The organism is Pseudomonas sp. MYb2 (genome assembly GCF_002979955.1).
GTDB lineage: Bacteria > Pseudomonadota > Gammaproteobacteria > Pseudomonadales > Pseudomonadaceae > Aquipseudomonas.
Genome location: NZ_PCQC01000012.1, coordinates 66,306 through 82,366, shown reverse-complemented (window position 1 = coordinate 82,366; position 16,061 = coordinate 66,306). Strand labels below are relative to the sequence as shown.

The 16,061-nt window shown below is 60.3% G+C and carries 15 protein-coding genes; 8 read left to right on the top strand and 7 right to left on the bottom strand.

Features of this window, described 5'->3' with window-relative positions:
• The first annotated feature begins 266 nt into the window (after positions 1–266).
• Entirely contained in the window at positions 267–1,604 is a 1,338-nt protein-coding gene (locus CQ009_RS19785; RefSeq protein ID WP_105708319.1) for an MFS transporter, read from the top strand.
• Between the two features lie 125 nt (positions 1,605–1,729).
• Here CQ009_RS19785 and CQ009_RS19780 read toward each other — a convergent pair whose 3' ends face one another.
• From CQ009_RS19780 to CQ009_RS19760, 4 genes are all read right to left on the bottom strand, one after another.
• Positions 1,730–2,608 (bottom strand): DMT family transporter, encoded by an 879-nt coding sequence (locus CQ009_RS19780; protein ID WP_034153813.1) that lies wholly within the window; start codon positions 2,606–2,608, stop codon positions 1,730–1,732.
• 99 nt (positions 2,609–2,707) lie between these two features.
• The gene (locus tag CQ009_RS19775) at positions 2,708–3,523 is read right to left on the bottom strand and encodes a sugar phosphate isomerase/epimerase (RefSeq protein WP_105708316.1); all 816 of its coding nucleotides are present in this window, start codon (positions 3,521–3,523) and stop codon (positions 2,708–2,710) included.
• 2 nt (positions 3,524–3,525) lie between these two features.
• Positions 3,526–4,587: a Gfo/Idh/MocA family protein gene (locus CQ009_RS19770; protein ID WP_105708314.1), complete on the bottom strand. Its 1,062-nt coding sequence runs from the start codon at positions 4,585–4,587 to the stop codon at positions 3,526–3,528.
• A 232-nt stretch (positions 4,588–4,819) separates the two neighbouring features.
• Positions 4,820–5,596 (bottom strand): IclR family transcriptional regulator, encoded by a 777-nt coding sequence (locus tag CQ009_RS19760; RefSeq protein ID WP_105708312.1) that lies wholly within the window; start codon positions 5,594–5,596, stop codon positions 4,820–4,822.
• A 176-nt stretch (positions 5,597–5,772) separates the two neighbouring features.
• Between CQ009_RS19760 and CQ009_RS19755 the strand changes: the two genes are divergently transcribed.
• The 5 genes from CQ009_RS19755 (at position 5,773) to CQ009_RS19735 (ending at position 11,282) form a co-directional block, all read left to right on the top strand.
• The gene (locus CQ009_RS19755) at positions 5,773–7,512 is read left to right on the top strand and encodes an FAD-dependent oxidoreductase (RefSeq protein WP_105708310.1); all 1,740 of its coding nucleotides are present in this window, start codon (positions 5,773–5,775) and stop codon (positions 7,510–7,512) included.
• Positions 7,496–8,329, top strand: coding sequence for an aldo/keto reductase (locus tag CQ009_RS19750; protein ID WP_064392321.1), 834 nt, complete (start codon positions 7,496–7,498; stop codon positions 8,327–8,329). The genes CQ009_RS19755 and CQ009_RS19750 overlap by 17 nt, the downstream gene beginning before the upstream one ends.
• A 146-nt stretch (positions 8,330–8,475) precedes the next feature.
• Positions 8,476–9,327, top strand: a complete 852-nt coding sequence (locus CQ009_RS19745; protein ID WP_064392319.1) for a neutral zinc metallopeptidase — start codon at positions 8,476–8,478, stop codon at positions 9,325–9,327.
• 119 nt (positions 9,328–9,446) lie between these two features.
• On the top strand, positions 9,447–10,331 hold the full coding sequence (locus CQ009_RS19740) for a neutral zinc metallopeptidase (protein WP_105708308.1): 885 nt from the start codon (positions 9,447–9,449) through the stop codon (positions 10,329–10,331).
• Positions 10,332–11,282: a hypothetical protein gene (locus CQ009_RS19735; RefSeq protein ID WP_105708306.1), complete on the top strand. Its 951-nt coding sequence runs from the start codon at positions 10,332–10,334 to the stop codon at positions 11,280–11,282.
• A gap of 115 nt (positions 11,283–11,397) precedes the next feature.
• Here CQ009_RS19735 and CQ009_RS19730 read toward each other — a convergent pair whose 3' ends face one another.
• The 3 genes from CQ009_RS19730 to CQ009_RS19720 form a co-directional block, all read right to left on the bottom strand.
• On the bottom strand, positions 11,398–11,991 hold the full coding sequence (locus CQ009_RS19730; RefSeq protein WP_105708304.1) for an HAD family hydrolase: 594 nt from the start codon (positions 11,989–11,991) through the stop codon (positions 11,398–11,400).
• Positions 11,988–12,857, bottom strand: coding sequence for an acyl-CoA thioesterase II (tesB, locus tag CQ009_RS19725; RefSeq protein ID WP_008082985.1), 870 nt, complete (start codon positions 12,855–12,857; stop codon positions 11,988–11,990). The genes CQ009_RS19730 and tesB overlap by 4 nt, the downstream gene beginning before the upstream one ends.
• A 109-nt stretch (positions 12,858–12,966) precedes the next feature.
• Entirely contained in the window at positions 12,967–13,536 is a 570-nt protein-coding gene (locus CQ009_RS19720) for a GNAT family N-acetyltransferase (protein ID WP_064392312.1), read from the bottom strand.
• 82 nt (positions 13,537–13,618) lie between these two features.
• Here CQ009_RS19720 and CQ009_RS19715 point away from each other — a divergent pair, with 82 nt between their 5' ends.
• Together CQ009_RS19715 and CQ009_RS19710 are read left to right on the top strand one after the other, a co-directional pair.
• A complete protein-coding gene (locus CQ009_RS19715; RefSeq protein WP_064392311.1) occupies positions 13,619–14,539 on the top strand; it encodes a histone deacetylase in 921 nt (306 codons plus the stop codon).
• A 187-nt stretch (positions 14,540–14,726) separates the two neighbouring features.
• Positions 14,727–15,974 carry a TIGR03862 family flavoprotein gene (locus CQ009_RS19710; RefSeq protein ID WP_105708301.1) on the top strand — a complete coding sequence of 416 codons (1,248 nt, stop codon included), beginning with the start codon at positions 14,727–14,729 and terminating at the stop codon, positions 15,972–15,974.
• Positions 15,975–16,061: the final 87 nt, after the last annotated feature.

The following is a 16,061-nucleotide window of genomic DNA, read 5'->3' as shown; positions in this document are numbered from 1 at the left end:
AAGATCGCAGCCTGCGGCAGCTTCTACATGGGATGGGTTTTTATAGTAGGGAAATTATTGGCTGCATCGATCGCGGCAGCAATTTAAAGTGTACTACCCGGTTAGTTTTGCGTGCGATTATCGAACACAATGGCGGTTTGGCGAATTGACGATTTTTCGTCCACTGCCCAACATCGACCGCACATTGAGTCCGGATCTGAACCACCGGTCGCAGCGTGCAAAGTAAAAAGCACACCAAATAACAAATCCAAAAACGGGTGGAACACATGATTCCTTCACAGACTTCCCGCATGGCTCCGGCCATGAGCACTGCCACGGGTGGCATCGGCGACAAGATCCGCGGCGCCATGGCCGTCGGCAAGACCCGTTGGGGCATGCTGGCGCTGGTGTTTTTCGCCACCACCCTGAACTACATCGACCGCGCCGCCCTCGGCGTCATGCAGCCGATCCTCGCCAAGGAAATGAGCTGGACGGCGATGGATTACGCCAATATCAACTTCTGGTTTCAGGTCGGTTACGCAATCGGTTTCGTCCTGCAGGGCCGCTTGATCGACCGGGTCGGCGTCAAACGCGTGTTCTTCTGCGCCGTGCTGCTGTGGAGCCTGGCCACCGGCGCCCACGGCCTGGCGACTTCGGCCGTTGGTTTCATGGTCTGCCGATTCATCCTCGGTCTCACCGAAGCGGCGAACTACCCCGCCTGCGTGAAAACCACGCGCCTGTGGTTCCCGGCCGGCGAGCGTGCCGTCGCCACCGGCATCTTCAACGCCGGCACCAACGTCGGCGCGATGTTCACGCCGATGCTGCTGCCACTGGTTCTCCACGTGTGGGGCTGGCAAGCGGCGTTCCTGTGCATGTCGGCACTGGGCGGGATCTGGCTGCTGTTCTGGGGCTTGAAGTATTTCAACCCGGAAGATCACCCGAGCGTTAAACAGTCCGAACTGGACTACATCCAGCAAGAAGTCGAACCGGAGCAGGCCCGCGTACCGTTCTCGAGAATCCTGCGCATGCGCGGCACTTGGGCCTTCGCCATCGCTTATGCGCTGACCGCGCCGGTGTTCTGGTTCTACCTGTACTGGCTGCCGCCGTTTCTCAATCAGCAATACAACCTGGGCATCAACGTCACCCAGATGGGTATTCCGCTGATCATCATCTACGTCACGGCTGACTTCGGTAGCGTCGGCGGCGGCATTCTGTCTTCGTTCCTGATCGGCCGCGGGATGAACTCGATCAAGGCGCGGCTGCTGTCGATGTTCCTGTTCGCCTGCTGCATCATCGGCGTGGTCATGGCGGCCGGCTCAGCGAATCTGTGGGTTGCAGTGGCTGCGATCTCTCTGGCCATCGGTGCACACCAGGCCTGGACGGCGAACATCTGGAGCCTGGTGATGGACTACACGCCCAAGCACATGATGAGCACGGTGTTCGGATTCGGTGGCATGTGCGCAGCGATTGGCGGGATGTTCATGACCCAGATCGTCGGCCATATCCTGACCGTGACCAACAACAACTACACGGTGTTGTTCACCCTGATCCCGGCGATGTATTTCATTGCGCTGACGTGGATGTACTTCATGGCCCCGCGCAAGATTCCTACCATCACCGAATAACCTGCCTACAACCCTCCCCTTGTAGGAGCTGCGGCACGCTGCGATCTTTTGATCTTGATGTTGAAGATCAAAAGATCGCAGCCTCGTTTCACTCGTCAGCTCCTACACAGGGGTTTGCGTATCCTTCAGCGGCGGCTCTGCTGCCACGCTGCCGCCAGCCCGCTGCAACAGATCACCGCAATGCCGATGATCGTCAACAGACTCGGCGTGTGATTGAACAGCAACCAGCCCAACAGCCCCGCAAACACGATCTGGCAATAACCGAACGGCGCCAGCAGTGCCGGTGCGGCATGACGGAACGCCTGGGTCAGAAACAGATGCGCGGTCATCCCGCAACTGCCCAGCGCCAGCATCAGCCCGGCATGGGTCAGCGTCGGCACTTGCCAGAAGAACGGCACCAGCGCACTCATCACCAGCGTGTTGCACAGCCCGGCGAAGAAGTTGCTGGTAGTCGGGCTATCGACTTCGGCGAGCTTGCGGGTCAGCAGTTGATAGAAGCAGAAAAACAGCGCTGAGCAGAACGGCAGCAACACTGCCGGTGTGAACAACTCACCGCCCGGGTGGACGATGATCAGCACGCCGATAAAGCCGCAGATGACGGCGATCCACTGGCCTCGGGTCACTCGCTCCTTGAGCAACGGCACCGACAATGCGGTCACCAACACTGGCGCAAGAAAGTTGACTGCCGTGGCTTCCGCCAACGGGATGTACAGCAGCGCCGTGGTGAAAAACAGGCTGGTGCCGAGCAGGCAAAGTGCCCGCACCAACTGCCATAACGGCTTCTTGGTGCGTAGGACGCGCAACCCGGACTGCGGCAGAAAAATCCCCGCCATCAATAAGGTGTGCACCAGATAGCGCGCCCACACCACCATCACGATCGGATAGAAACCGGAGAGATATTTCGACAGTGCGTCATGGCTGGAGAACAGGAAGGTTGCCACGACGATCAGCAAGATGCCCTTGAAGGGTTGGTTTACACCGGAGAGCGGGGTGCTGACGGTCATTGGATATCCTTGTGTTGCCATAAAAAATCAAAAGCTTCGCGGACAGGCTTGCCTCCCCCTGTGGGAACGGGCTTGCCCGCAATAGGTGCGCAGCACCGCTTACAGCCGCGCCAATAATTCCCGGGTTCTATCAATCGCCATCTGCGCCCGCTGCAACCCGCTCACGCCTTGCTCCAGCAGTTTCACCGTGGGAATTTCCAGACTCAGTGGAATATTAGCTGGCAACGCTTTCAACAACCCGAGCAAGTCGCAATCGCCTTCGCCGGGAAACCGTCGCTCGTTGCGCGCCTGACGCAAGATCTCGGCCATGTCCGACGGTCGCGGCCCCGCCACGTCACACAATTGCGCATAGCGCAGGCGCGAGGACGCAACACCCGCCAAATTCTCCAACCGTGAACCCGAACGATCAAAGTGAAACGCGTCCACCAGCACCGCCGCATTCTCCCGATCGGCGTTTTCTACGATGCGCAACGCCTGCTCAAGGTTGCGTGCATCGGTCCAGGGCATGAATTCCAGATGCGGGTGCAAACCATAGGGCTTCGCCAGATCACACAATGCTGCAAAGTTATCGGTGAGCCGCTGCTCGTCAGGATCGTTACCGGCGACCAGCAATTCAGTCGCGGCAAATTCCGCGCCGACCGTCAGAAGTTTCTCGAAATCAGCGACGATGGTTTGTGGCTTCAGACGCAGGATTTCCACGTCGAGCACGCGGATTCCCGTATCACGCAACTGCGCCAATGTCTGACGCCGCAAATCATCATCGGCGACCAGCGGAAAGTGATATTCCTCAGGGGTTGCCGGCTCCAGACGCAGACCGACATGGCTGTAACCCGCACGGGCGGCCACTTCGACCATCTGCGGCGGCGATAACTCCAGCACAGTCAGGCTGGCCAGGGACAGGATTCGTTCGCTCATGCTCAAGCCTCGATCAGTGCAGGGGCGCAGGCTCGGCCAGTAGCGGCGGCTTCGCGGATGGCTTCAATCAGTGCAAGGGTGCGGGCAGCATCCGCCGCACTCACCAGCGGCTCGACTTCACGCCGCGCCACGCGGACGAAATGCTGTAACTGCAAGCGCAAAGCTTCGTCACTGCTGTAGGACTCTTCGACCACCAGCAACGGTTCATGCCAACCGGCGTCGACCTGATCAGCGGCGTAATGCCAACGCTTGAGCTGCGGAATGCTCAATGCACCGGCGGTTCCGGCCAGCAGATAGCACGGCTGATCGGCCTGACGTGGATACACCGGGTTTTCGCCGGAATCCAACTCCCAACTCCAGGGCGCGGCGACGGCATCGGATCCGCTCAACGTGCCCAATGTGCCGCCCTCGAATTGCAGTAACACTGCCGCGCTGTCTTCATTGGCAAAACCACGCACGGTGTTGTCGGTGATCGCTTGGACCGAGCGCACTTCACCGCACAGGTGCCGGAGCAAGTCGAGGTCGTGAATCAGGTTGGTCAGCAACATCCCGGCGCCCGGTTCACGGCGCCACGGGATCTCGAAGTAGCTGTCCGGCTTGCGCAACTGGAACAGCGCGGTGACCGTGGTCAACCGCCCGAGCGCGCCGCTCTGCACCAACTCATGGGCACGCACGATCAGCGGATTGTGTCGCCGATGATGGCCGACCAGCACCGGCACGCCGCTGCGTTTAACCGCCGCGACCAGCTCACGCGCTTCATCGAGGTGCACACCGACCGGTTTCTCCAGCAACACCGGCACACCCGCCACCAGACAATCGAGCGCCGTAGCGACGTGCTGATTATTTGGATTGGCAATAATCACCGCTTCCGGCCTGATGTGTTCGAGCATCTGACGATGATCGGCGAAATGCCTGACGCCCCATTCAGCCGCAAGCGCTGCGGCTTGCGGCCCGGGATCAGCCACTGCGCAAAGCGTCGCTTCGCTGAGGGCTTGCAGATGCCGATAATGTTGTTGGCCCATATTGCCGGCGCCGATCAGGGCGATTCGAAGGGGCGAATTCAAGGTGCGGTCCTCTTGTGATTGTTCTTGGAATGACACTCCGCAAACAATTTAGAACCGAGTTCCAGAATCAAACACCCATTAACCGCAAAACCGTGCGAACACCGCACAAATTCACGCCAAACGAATATCCATGTAGGAGCTGCCGAAGGCTGCGATCTTTTGATTTTGCTATTAAAAGACAAGGTCAAAAGATCGCAGCCTTCGGCAGCTCCTACCGGGGATTTTCGGCGGATTAGATAAACAGTTCCGAGGCCAGACTGGCTGCTGATAATTCTTCGGTGAATTTCAGCAACAGCGGCGCCAACTCATGCAAGCGCGCCCCCGGCATCCGCGCACTCGGCCCGGCGATGCTCAGCACACCAATCACCCGACCATTCGTTGGATGCTTCACCACCGCCGCAATCGCCGAAGTCCCCACCGCCGAACTTTCCTCGACACAGGCATAGCCCTGTTCACGGGCCAGACGCAGCCGTTCGAGCAACTCGATATTTGAGCGCGGTGCGTTTGGCCCCACGCCCACCGGCACTTCCGCAGCCTGCCGCTCGACCAGTGACAACGCCTCGGCATCACTCATGCACGCCAGCCACGCATGACCGGACGCGGTGTAAAACAGCGGCGCGTCGCGGCCCATGTCCGGGTCATAACGCAGACCGGTGCGCGCGCCTTGGGCCTTGGCTATCCAGGTCTGGCGCTCGCCGTCGATCACCCCCAGGCGCACCAGTTCACCGGTTTCCTGCGCCAGTCGATCAAGCACCGGCTGGACGATGTCGGCACCGCTGCTCGACAGGTATTGAAAGCCCATCGCGACCAGTTTGGTCGACAAGTGATAGCGCAAGGTTTCCGGATTCTGCCGCACGTAGCCGAGGCGAATCAGCTCGGCGAGCAAGCGGTGCGTGGCGCTTTTCGGGATATCCAGTTGCTCGGCCAGCGCCTGCATCGGCAGCCCGCGCGGATCACTGGTAAGGCTTTCCAGCACGCTGAAAACCCGTTCGATTTGACTGCCAGCCATGGGGACATCCAATTGAAATTTTGCCGATTCTAGAAGACATCCGCTGCAAAGCGAAATCTGGAACCGATTGTTCGATAACCGCCCGTTTTGTTGGATCAAGGCTTGTCGAACGACTCCAGCACTCGCTATTTTCTGGAATCAAATTCCAAAAACAATTTCCGCTGGAGCGTTGTTTGATGTCTGCCGAACTCCCTGATATCGACTGCGACGTATTGGTCGTCGGGTCTGGCGCTGCCGGTTTGTCCGCCGCCGTGACCGCCGCGTGGCATGGCTTGAAAGTCATCGTCGTCGAGAAGGATCCAGTGTTCGGCGGCGCTACGGCCTGGTCCGGTGGCTGGGCGTGGGTGCCGTGCAATCCATTGGCCCGTCGGGCCGGAATCGTCGAAGACATCGAACAACCGCGCACGTATTTGCGCCATGAACTGGGTGAGCAGTACGACCCGGCGATGATCAACGCTTTCCTTGAAGCCGGCCCGCGCATGGTCGCCTTTTTCGAGCAACACACTGCCCTGCAATTCGCCGATGGCAACGCCATTGCCGACATTCATGGCGAAACACCGGGTGCAGGTACCGGCGGACGTTCGGTGATCGCTGCGCCTTACGATGGGCGCGAAGTCGGACGCTTGCTCAAGCGCCTTCGCACAACCATGCGTGAAACGTCCTTCATGGGTATGCCGATCATGGCCGGGGCGGATCTGTCGGCGTTCCTCAATCTGACCCGTTCGCTGAAAGCCGCATGGCATGTCACTCGGCGCTTTACCCGGCACTTGCTGGACCTCGCCGTTCATGGCCGGGCCATGCAATTGGTCAATGGCGTGGCGCTGATTGCGCGATTGGCAAAATCTGCCGAAGACCTCGGCGTCTTGTTGTGGGAGTCGGCGCCGGTGGCTGAGCTGCTGCGCGACGGCTCGCGGGTTTCCGGCGCCGTGGTCGAGACCCGCAAAGGTCCGATCCGCATTCGCGCACGCAAAGCCGTGATACTTGCCGCTGGGGGGTTCGCCAATGACATCGAGCGGCGCAAAGCGTTGTTCCCGCGCACACCAACCGGTCATGAACACTGGGCATTGCCGCCGCTGGCCGTCAACGGCGATGGCTTGCGCCTGGGTGAAAGCGCAGGAGCGCGAGTCAACACCGAGGTCGCTTCAGCCGTGGCGTGGGCACCGGTGTCGCAAGTGCCGTATTCCGACGGCAGCATCGGCCATTTCCCACACATCATCGAGCGCGGCAAACCGGGGATCATCGGCGTGCAGCGTAACGGACAGCGCTTCGTCAACGAAGCCAACGGTTACTACGACTATGTCAGCGCCATGATTGCTGCTGCGCCGGAAGGCGAAGAAGTCGCCTCCTGGTTGATCTGCACGCGCGCCTTTCAACGGCGATATGGCCTCGGCATGTCGAGGCCGTTTCCGCTGCCAGTGTCGGAATTCATCCGCAGCGGTTATCTGAAAACCGGTAACACCGTTGAGGAATTGGCCATTGCCTGCGGCATCGACCCGAGCGGTTTGCGCCAGACTGTGGATAACTACAACGGCCATGCCCGCCACGGCGAAGACCCGCTGTTCGGGCGCGGCACCACACCCTACAACCGTAAACAGGGTGATCCGAAAAACCGTCCCAACCCCTGCGTTGCCCCAATAGAAACCGGGCCGTTCTACGCCGTGAAAGTCCAGCCCGGCTGCTTCGGCACGTTTGCCGGCCTCAAGGTCAATCCGCACGCGCAAGTGCTCGATGCCAACGAACAACCCATCGCCGGCCTCTACGCGGCGGGTGGCGACATGGCCAGCATCATGGGCGGTCACTACCCGGCGGGCGGCATCAATATCGGCCCGGCCCTGACTTTCGGTTACATCGCCGCCTGGCATATCGCCGGCATTACTGCTTTCGAACAGGAGATCGACCATGCAGCACATTGTTAACGCCCAGGGTTTGAACATGCCGAAACTCGGTCTCGGCACCTGGCCGATGCTCGGTGAAGAATGCACCCGTGCCGTGGAGCAAGCGCTGGAGCTGGGTTATCGACACATCGACACGGCAGCGGCCTACAACAATGAGGATGCCGTCGGACAAGCGCTGGCGAATACACCGACACCGCGCGAGCAGATTCATGTCACCACCAAAGTCTGGTGGGATCAGTTGCAACCGGACGCGATGCGCCACTCCATGGATCGCAGCCTCAAGGCGTTGCGCAGCGACTACGTCGACCTGTTCATGATCCACTGGCCCACCAAGGATTGGGATCTGCCACGCACTCTCGACACGCTGGCCTCGTTCAAGGAACAAGGCCTGGCCCGCAACATCGGCGTGGCGAATTTCCCTCTGCCGTTGTTGCGCAAAGTCGTCGAGGAATACGGCATCGGTCTGTCAGCGATTCAGGTCGAGTACCACGTCCTGCTCGGACAAACCGCCCTGCTCGATTACGTCCGGCAACACAATATGGCGCTGACGGCCTACACACCGCTGGCGCGCAACAAGGTTTCACACATCAGCGAAATTCAGCAAATTGCCGCCAGACACGGCGTACTGCCGACCCAGGTCGCACTGAAATGGCTGCTCGATCAAGACAACGTGGCAGCGATTCCCAAGGCGAGCAGCGCTACTAACCAACTCGCCAATCTGGCGGCACTTGAGGTCAATCTGGATGATCAAGACCGGGCGCTGATTGCCGGTCTGTCCAAGCGCGAGCGACAGGTCAGCCCGGACTTCGCGCCAGTGTGGGATGCATTCGACCAGTGAGTGGGAAAAGGCTGATGACTCACACCGAAACGGCAGATTCGAAAAGGGTCTTACGCGCCCTTACATTTATGCCCAGCAGATTCTGACGCGCGCGGTTATTCATAGGCGAGGTGATTTACACCCCCAACCTATGAAGGAACGCAAACATGTTATGGACCAGAGCGAGACGCAGCGACAACGTCAATGACACACGAAAGGGCAAGGACGCCCGCACTCAGACAGGGAAGAAAATCGCTGCCGGCCTGGCAGCCGTCACCCTCTCGGGCGCGGCGCTCTACGCCTCATACGACAGCACTCCCTGGCAACACCCGAGCCAGATGAATGACGTCAGCCGACCCGCTTCGTCCGCCGACGCTGCCCAACTCAGGTTTATCGAGTCGATACTGGGTGACACCGAAGACACCTGGACGTTGCTGTTTGCCCGAACCGCACGCCATTACCCCACCCCCACACTGACGCTGTTCAGTCATAGCGTGGTCTCCGCTTGCGGTGCCGCCGACAGCTCGATCGGCCCCTTTTACTGCCCGGGCAATCGGCAGATCTATCTCGACCCGCAGTTCTTCGAGCTGATGGCCGAGCGCTTTTCAGCGGTCGGCGACTTCGCCCAGGCTTACATCATCGCGCACGAGGTCGGCCATCATGTGCAGGTTGAACTGGGCATGTCCGAGCCGTTTGAAACCGCCCTCTCGGCACGACTACCGGTGATCGGCAACGCGGGCCTCGAAGTGCGCAGCGAACTGCAGGCCGATTGCCTTGCGGGGGTCTGGGCATACCATGCCCAACAGCGCCTGACCTGGCTGGAACCTGGCGATATCGAAGAAGCCTTGAACGCCGCCAGCGTATTCGGTGACGACTATCTGCAGCGTGCACAGAACCGCTCGGTTCGTCCGGAGACGTTCAGCCACGGCACCTCACAACAACGCACCCAATGGTTCACGGCCGGATTCGATAGCGGTCGTATCGATACGTGCGATACCTTCAACGCTGCACAGCTGTAAGCTGGCGAATAGACAATGTGCTCAGAACCGTCATCAATCACGATGGTCTGACGACCGGACTGGCGCCACTCCCACGCACCAGCAACACTCATCACCAGATTCATTCAGAGGATTCCCACATGCTATGGAAAAAAGGCCGACGCAGTGACAACGTCGTCGACGCCCGTGGTGATGATTCCGGCGGTGGCGGCATGCGCTTCGGTGGCGGCAAAGGCCTGAGTCTGGGCGCCATTCTGCTGATCGTCGGCATCGGCTGGATCACCGGGCAGGATCCGCTGCAAATTCTCGGGCAGCTCGCCGGGCAATCGACACAACAATCGGCGCCGACCTCGCAAACCCGTCAGGCGCCACCGGCCAACGACGAGCAAGCCGAATTCGTCCGCTCGATCCTTGGCGATACCGAAGACACCTGGGGCGCGATTTTCCAGCAGGCCGGGCGGCAATATAAAGATCCGACGCTGGTGCTGTTCAGCAATCGGGTCAACTCGGCCTGCGGTCTTGCAACCTCGGCGACCGGCCCGTTCTACTGCCCGGCCGACCAGAAGGTCTATCTGGACATGGCGTTCTTCCAGGAAATGTCGCAACGCTTCAAAGCGGCCGGCGACTTCGCCCAGGCCTACGTGATCGCGCATGAAGTCGGACACCATGTGCAGACGCTGCTTGGCGTCTCGGCGAAAATTCAGACAGCTCGACAGCAAGGTCGACAGATGGAAGGTGACGGCGGTTTGCTGGTGCGTCAGGAATTGCAGGCTGACTGTCTCGCCGGCGTCTGGGCCTATAGTGCGCAGAAGCGCCTGAACTGGCTGGAGCCGGGTGACATCGAGGAGGCCTTGAACGCGGCCAATGCCATCGGTGATGATCGCTTGCAACAACAGGGTCAGGGCCGTGTGGTGCCGGACTCGTTTACCCACGGTACGTCGGCGCAAAGGGTGCGCTGGTTCAAAACCGGATTCGCGCAAGGCCAGGTCGGCCAGTGCGACACCTTCGCGGCGAAAAACCTGTAAATGCATAAATGGCTTCTGGCTTTACTGATTATTGGCAGCACTGCACAAGCCGCCGGCGTCGACGCCATCAGCCCCGGTCGCCTGCAACTCAAGGCCGGGGAAATGGCCGTCGGCATCGGCCCGGCACCGGAGAAAATCGAACGTGTGCTGATCGTCATTCACGGCCGGTTACGCAACGCCGAGACCTATCGCAAAAGCGCCGAAAGCGCGGCTGAACTGGCGGTACAAAGCGCGCACACGCTGGTGATCGCGCCGCAGTTTCTCAATGAGAGCGATGTTGTCCTGTACTCCTTGCCCGCCACACTGCTGCGCTGGCAAGGCAACGAGTGGATGGGCGGCGGATTATCCACAGGGCCGAATCCGTTGAGTTCCTACGCGGCGCTCGACGAGATCGTCGGGCGAATCAGCGATCGCAAACAGTTTCCGGACGTGAAGCAGATCGTGATCTTCGGTCATTCCGGGGGCGGTCAAGTGGTACAGCGTTATGCCCTGCTCGCCAAGGATCAGCCCGCGCTGAAAGCCAACGGCATCCGTCTGCGCTATGTGGTAGCCAATCCGTCCTCCTATGCGTATTTCAATGAACAGCGGCCAGTGGCGTTCGATCACGCCAAATGTGCAGGTTTCAATCGCTGGAAGTACGGTCTGGCAGACATGCCGGTGTATGCCGGAGGGCAAACGCCGTTGCAACTCGAGAGCAGTTACGTCAAACGCGAAATGATTTATCTGCTCGGGCAGCAGGACATCGATCCGCAGCATCCGGCACTGGACAAGGGTTGCGAAGCCGAGGCGCAAGGGGCGTATCGCCTGGAGCGTGGGAAGTTGTACTTCGGCTATTTGCTGCGTCGGCACCCGGAGGGAGTTAATCAGCGACTGGTTGAAGTGCCGGGGGTTGGGCATAACGGCGATGGGATGCTGACCTCGCCGGAGGGGCAGAAGGCGTTGTTTGAATAAGTTTTGTGTTGTTTGAGCTGGCGCCATCGCGAGCAGGCTCACTCCTACAGGGAAACGCATTCCAATTGTAGGAGTGAGCCTGCTCGCGATGAGGGCCGCTAAAGCACCAAAGATTTCAGGCCAGCAGCATCTGCCGCAACTCGACACAATCCTTCGCATGCCAATCGGTCAACTCAGGCCACGGATTATCCGGCAAATTCACCAACACCGTCCGCGCGCCCGCCGCTCGCCCGCAGTCCAGATCAAAGCGGTAATCACCGACCATCACCATCTCGCTGGCCGGCACATCCCAAGCCTCTGCCAACTTCAACAGTCCACCCGGATGCGGTTTCGGCGGTGCTTCGTCGCGGCCCAACACATCGTCCACCGCGAAGCAGTCAGCCAGACCAATCGCCTCCAGCGTCACGTGCGCCAGCTCCCGCGCATTGCGGGTGAGGATGCCGAGGCGATAACCGCGCGCATGCAGATCACGCACCAGCTCCACCGCACCGGTGGCCGGGGTCGAACCCAGCGCCAGATCGCGCTCATGCTCAAGCAACCATGCGTGTTTCGCTGCGGCCTCATCCGCCGGCAACGCCGCGAGGTGCGTCAGGATGTCGTCCTCCGGCGGAATCGCCAGCGCCACGCGAATCGCCGCGAAATCATGCACGGCGACGGTCAGCGTGCCGTCCATGTCGAACACCCAATGGCGAACTTCGCTCAGGCTCATGCCCAATCCTTGCGATGACGAATCAAACCTTCCTGCGTCACCGAAGCCACCAGTTGCCCGGCACGGTTGTACACGCTGCCACGGGAGAAGCCACGGGAATTTCCGGCCCACGGGCTGTCCATCGCGTAAAGCAGCCAGTCATCGGCGCGCAGATCGTTGTGGAACCACAGCGCGTGATCGAGGCTGGCGACCTGCATGTCTTTCTGCCAGACCGACTTGCCGTGGGGCAGCATCGAGGTGGTCAGCAGGCCGAAGTCCGAGGCGTAGGCCAGCAGGTATTTGTGCAGCGCAGGGATGTCGGCCAGCGCACCGTCAGCACGGAACCACACGTACTTCACCGGATCGGCCGGTTGCGGGTTGTACGGATCCTTTTCAGTGACCGGGCGCACTTCGATCGGTTTCGGGCACAGCAGCTTTTCACGCATGTGTTCGGGGATCAGTTGCGCGCGTTGCTGGAACAGCTCCAGCTCCGACGGCAGATTTTCCGGGCCGACCACGACAGGCATCTGGCTCTGATGCTCGAAGCCGGCTTCGTCGTACTGGAACGAAGCACTGCAGGTAAAAATCGGATGGCCCTTCTGGATCGCCGTGACGCGGCGGGTGCTGAAGCTGCCGCCATCGCGCACGCGATCAACCGAATAAACCACTGGCAATTTGGCGTCGCCTGGACGCAGAAAATAACCGTGCATCGAGTGCACGTGGCGCGCCTCTTCAACCGTCTGACTGGCCGCCGACAGTGACTGACCAAGCACCTGACCGCCGAACAACTGGCGGAAACCCAAGTCCTGGCTACGGCCACGGAACAGGTTTTCCTCAATCGGTTCCAGGGTCAGCAAATCGACCAGATCTTCCAACACTTGGCTCATTCAGACTCTCCTCACACAAAGCAATGCCGCGCAGTCTTGGCTGCGGTGGCCGATTCAGATTCTGGCACGGGCCAATGATATGGCGGCCATTGTAAACGTCCGTGTCGGCTTAGCCATGCAAGGTTTGCAGCCATTGTTCCCGAGTGATGCGATACAGCACATGCCGGCGCAATGGATGATCGACGGCCAGTTTCGGGTGGTCGAAATCATCTTCGGGAGCGTGATGCATGCCGATCGCCTGCATGACTTTCTCCGAAGGCAGATTGGATTGCGCGGTGAAGGAGACGATTTCCTTCAGCGCCAATCGATCAAAGCCGCAACGCAGAGCGGTCCACGCCGCTTCACTGGCGTAACCCAGGCCCCAATGCTCCTTGGCCAGGCGCCAGCCGATTTCCACTGCCGGAGTGAACGGCGCATCAAAGCCGACCACGCCGAGCCCGGTGAAACCGATGAATTCACCGCTGTCCTTGCGCTCCAGCGCCCACAAGCCGAAACCATGCTCGGCAAAATGCCCGCGCACCCGGCCGATCATCGACGCGCTTTCCAGACGGCTCAACGCTGCCGGAAAATAGCGCATCACCTGAGGATCGGCGCACATCGCGGCAAATGCCGGCAAATCCTCGTCCTGCCACTGACGCATCAGCAAGCGCGCGCTTTCGAGTTCCAGTATCGGCTCCATCGGTCCCCTCCGTTTCCATGCCGCAAGTCTACATCGCTGGTAGGATCCTTCACTCTTTCCTACGTTCCTACATGAAACCGCCATGCCACTGCCGCTGATCTACCACGAAGACTACAGCCCCGAGTTTCCGGCGGATCACCGCTTCCCGATGGACAAGTTTCGTTTGCTGCGCGATCACCTGGTCGACAGCGGGCTGACCCGTGACGCCGATCTGCTGCGCCCGGAGATCTGCCCCAACGACATCCTCGCCCTCGCCCATGACCGTGCGTATATCGAACGCTACATGAGCGGCGAGTTGTCCCGCGAAGACCAACGGCGCCTTGGCCTGCCATGGAACGAAGCACTGGCACGGCGCACGGTGCGTGCGGTCGGCGGTTCGATACTGGCAGCGGAAAAAGCGCTGGAGCACGGTCTGGCCTGTCACCTGGCCGGCGGCACCCATCACGCGCATTACGATTACCCGGCGGGTTTCTGCATCTTCAATGACCTGGCGATCATCAGCCATTACCTGCTGCAAAGCGGCCGGGTCAATCGCGTGCTGATCTTTGATTGCGATGTGCATCAGGGCGACGGCACGGCGCGAATTCTTCATGACACACCGGAGGCAATCACCGTTTCCCTGCACTGCGAGAAGAATTTTCCTGCACGCAAAGCCGAAAGTGACTGGGATATTCCCCTACCCAAAGGCATGGGTGATGCCGACTATTTGAAAGTGGTCGACGACACGCTCAATTACCTGCTGCCGCTGTATCAACCGGACCTGGTGCTGTACGACGCCGGTGTCGATGTGCACAAGGATGACGCCCTCGGCTATCTGCAACTGACCGATGCAGGTGTCGCCGCCCGTGATGAAAGCGTGATGCGCCATTGCCTGGGCCGCGACATTGCGGTGATGGGCGTGATCGGCGGCGGCTACAGCAAGGATCGCCACGCCCTCGCCCGTCGCCACGGCATCCTCCATCACAGTGCGCAGCGCGTCTGGCGGTCACACGGTTGTCATTGAGCTGGGCTGCGTTACCCACAATCGCTGTGGAACGGCCTGTGGATAACCCGTAGGAGCTGCCGAAGGCTGCGATCTTTTGATCTTGCCGGTAAAAATCCACAGCAAAGATCGCAGCCTGCGGCAGCTCCTACAGGGATCTCGGCTGTTAGAATGCGCGCCTTATCCCGCCATACCGCAGCGCATGCCCATGACCCAGAACTCCGCCTCCTTCCCCGCTCACGTCGCCATCATCGGCGGTGGCCCTGCCGGCCTGATGGCCGCTGAAGTGCTGAGCGAGGCTGGAATTCGCGTCGACCTGTACGACGGCATGCCCTCAGTGGGCCGCAAGTTTCTGCTGGCCGGCGTCGGCGGGATGAACATCACCCACTCCGAAGCGTATCCGGCGTTTCTCTCGCGATACGCCGAACGCGCACCGCAGATCGCGCCGTTGCTGCGCGGCTTCGACGCCGATGCGTTGTGCCAATGGATTCACGATCTGGGCATCGAAACCTTTGTCGGCAGCTCCGGCAGGGTTTTCCCTACTGATATGAAAGCCGCCCCGCTGCTCCGCGCATGGCTCAAGCGTCTGCGCGACAGCGGCGTGGTTATCCACACCCGCCATCGCTGGCTCGGTTGGAATGAACACGGCGCGTTGCGCATCGATAGCCCGGCAGGTGAAATCACCGTCAAACCCGACGCCACTCTGCTCGCCCTCGGCGGTGGCAGTTGGTCACGCCTTGGTTCCGACGGTGCGTGGATGCTCGCGCTGGAGCAGCGCGGTGTAGGACTGGCGCCGCTACAGCCAAGTAATTGTGGTTTCGAGGTGCAGGCCTGGAGCGATTTGATGGTCAGCAAATTCGCCGGCGCGCCGCTGAAAAATATCGCCATCGGCTTGAACGACGACATTCCGCGCTTGGGCGAATGCGTGATCACCGCGACCGGGATCGAAGGCAGTCTGATTTATGCGCTGTCGGCGCCGATTCGTGAGGCGATCAATCAATATGGCGCGGCGACTATTCACATCGACCTGCTGCCCGGCCGGCCTGTGGATAAATTGCAGACGGCGCTGAGCAAACCTCGCGGTTCGCGTTCGATGGCCAAGCATCTGCACAGCCAGATCGGGATTGATGGGGTCAAAGCGGCGTTGTTGCGTGAACTCACTGATGCCGCCACGTTCGCTGATCCGGCGTTGTTGGCCCGGGCGGTCAAGGCGCTACCGCTGACGCTGGTGAAAACGCGGCCATTGGACGAGGCGATCAGCAGTGCGGGTGGCGTGATGTTCGAAGAAATGGATGAGCGCTTGATGCTCAAGACGTTGCCGGGGGTGTTCTGCGCGGGCGAGATGCTCGATTGGGAAGCGCCGACGGGCGGGTACTTGCTGACGGGGTGTTTTGCCAGCGGGCGGGCGGCGGGGTTGGGGGTCGTGCAGTGGCTCAAATCCGAGGCGTCTGCCTGAACCCTCACCCCAGCCCTCTCCCAGAGGGAGAGGGAGCCGACCGAGGTATCTGCTGTCATCCATCGACCTGATAGACCGAGTCGATTA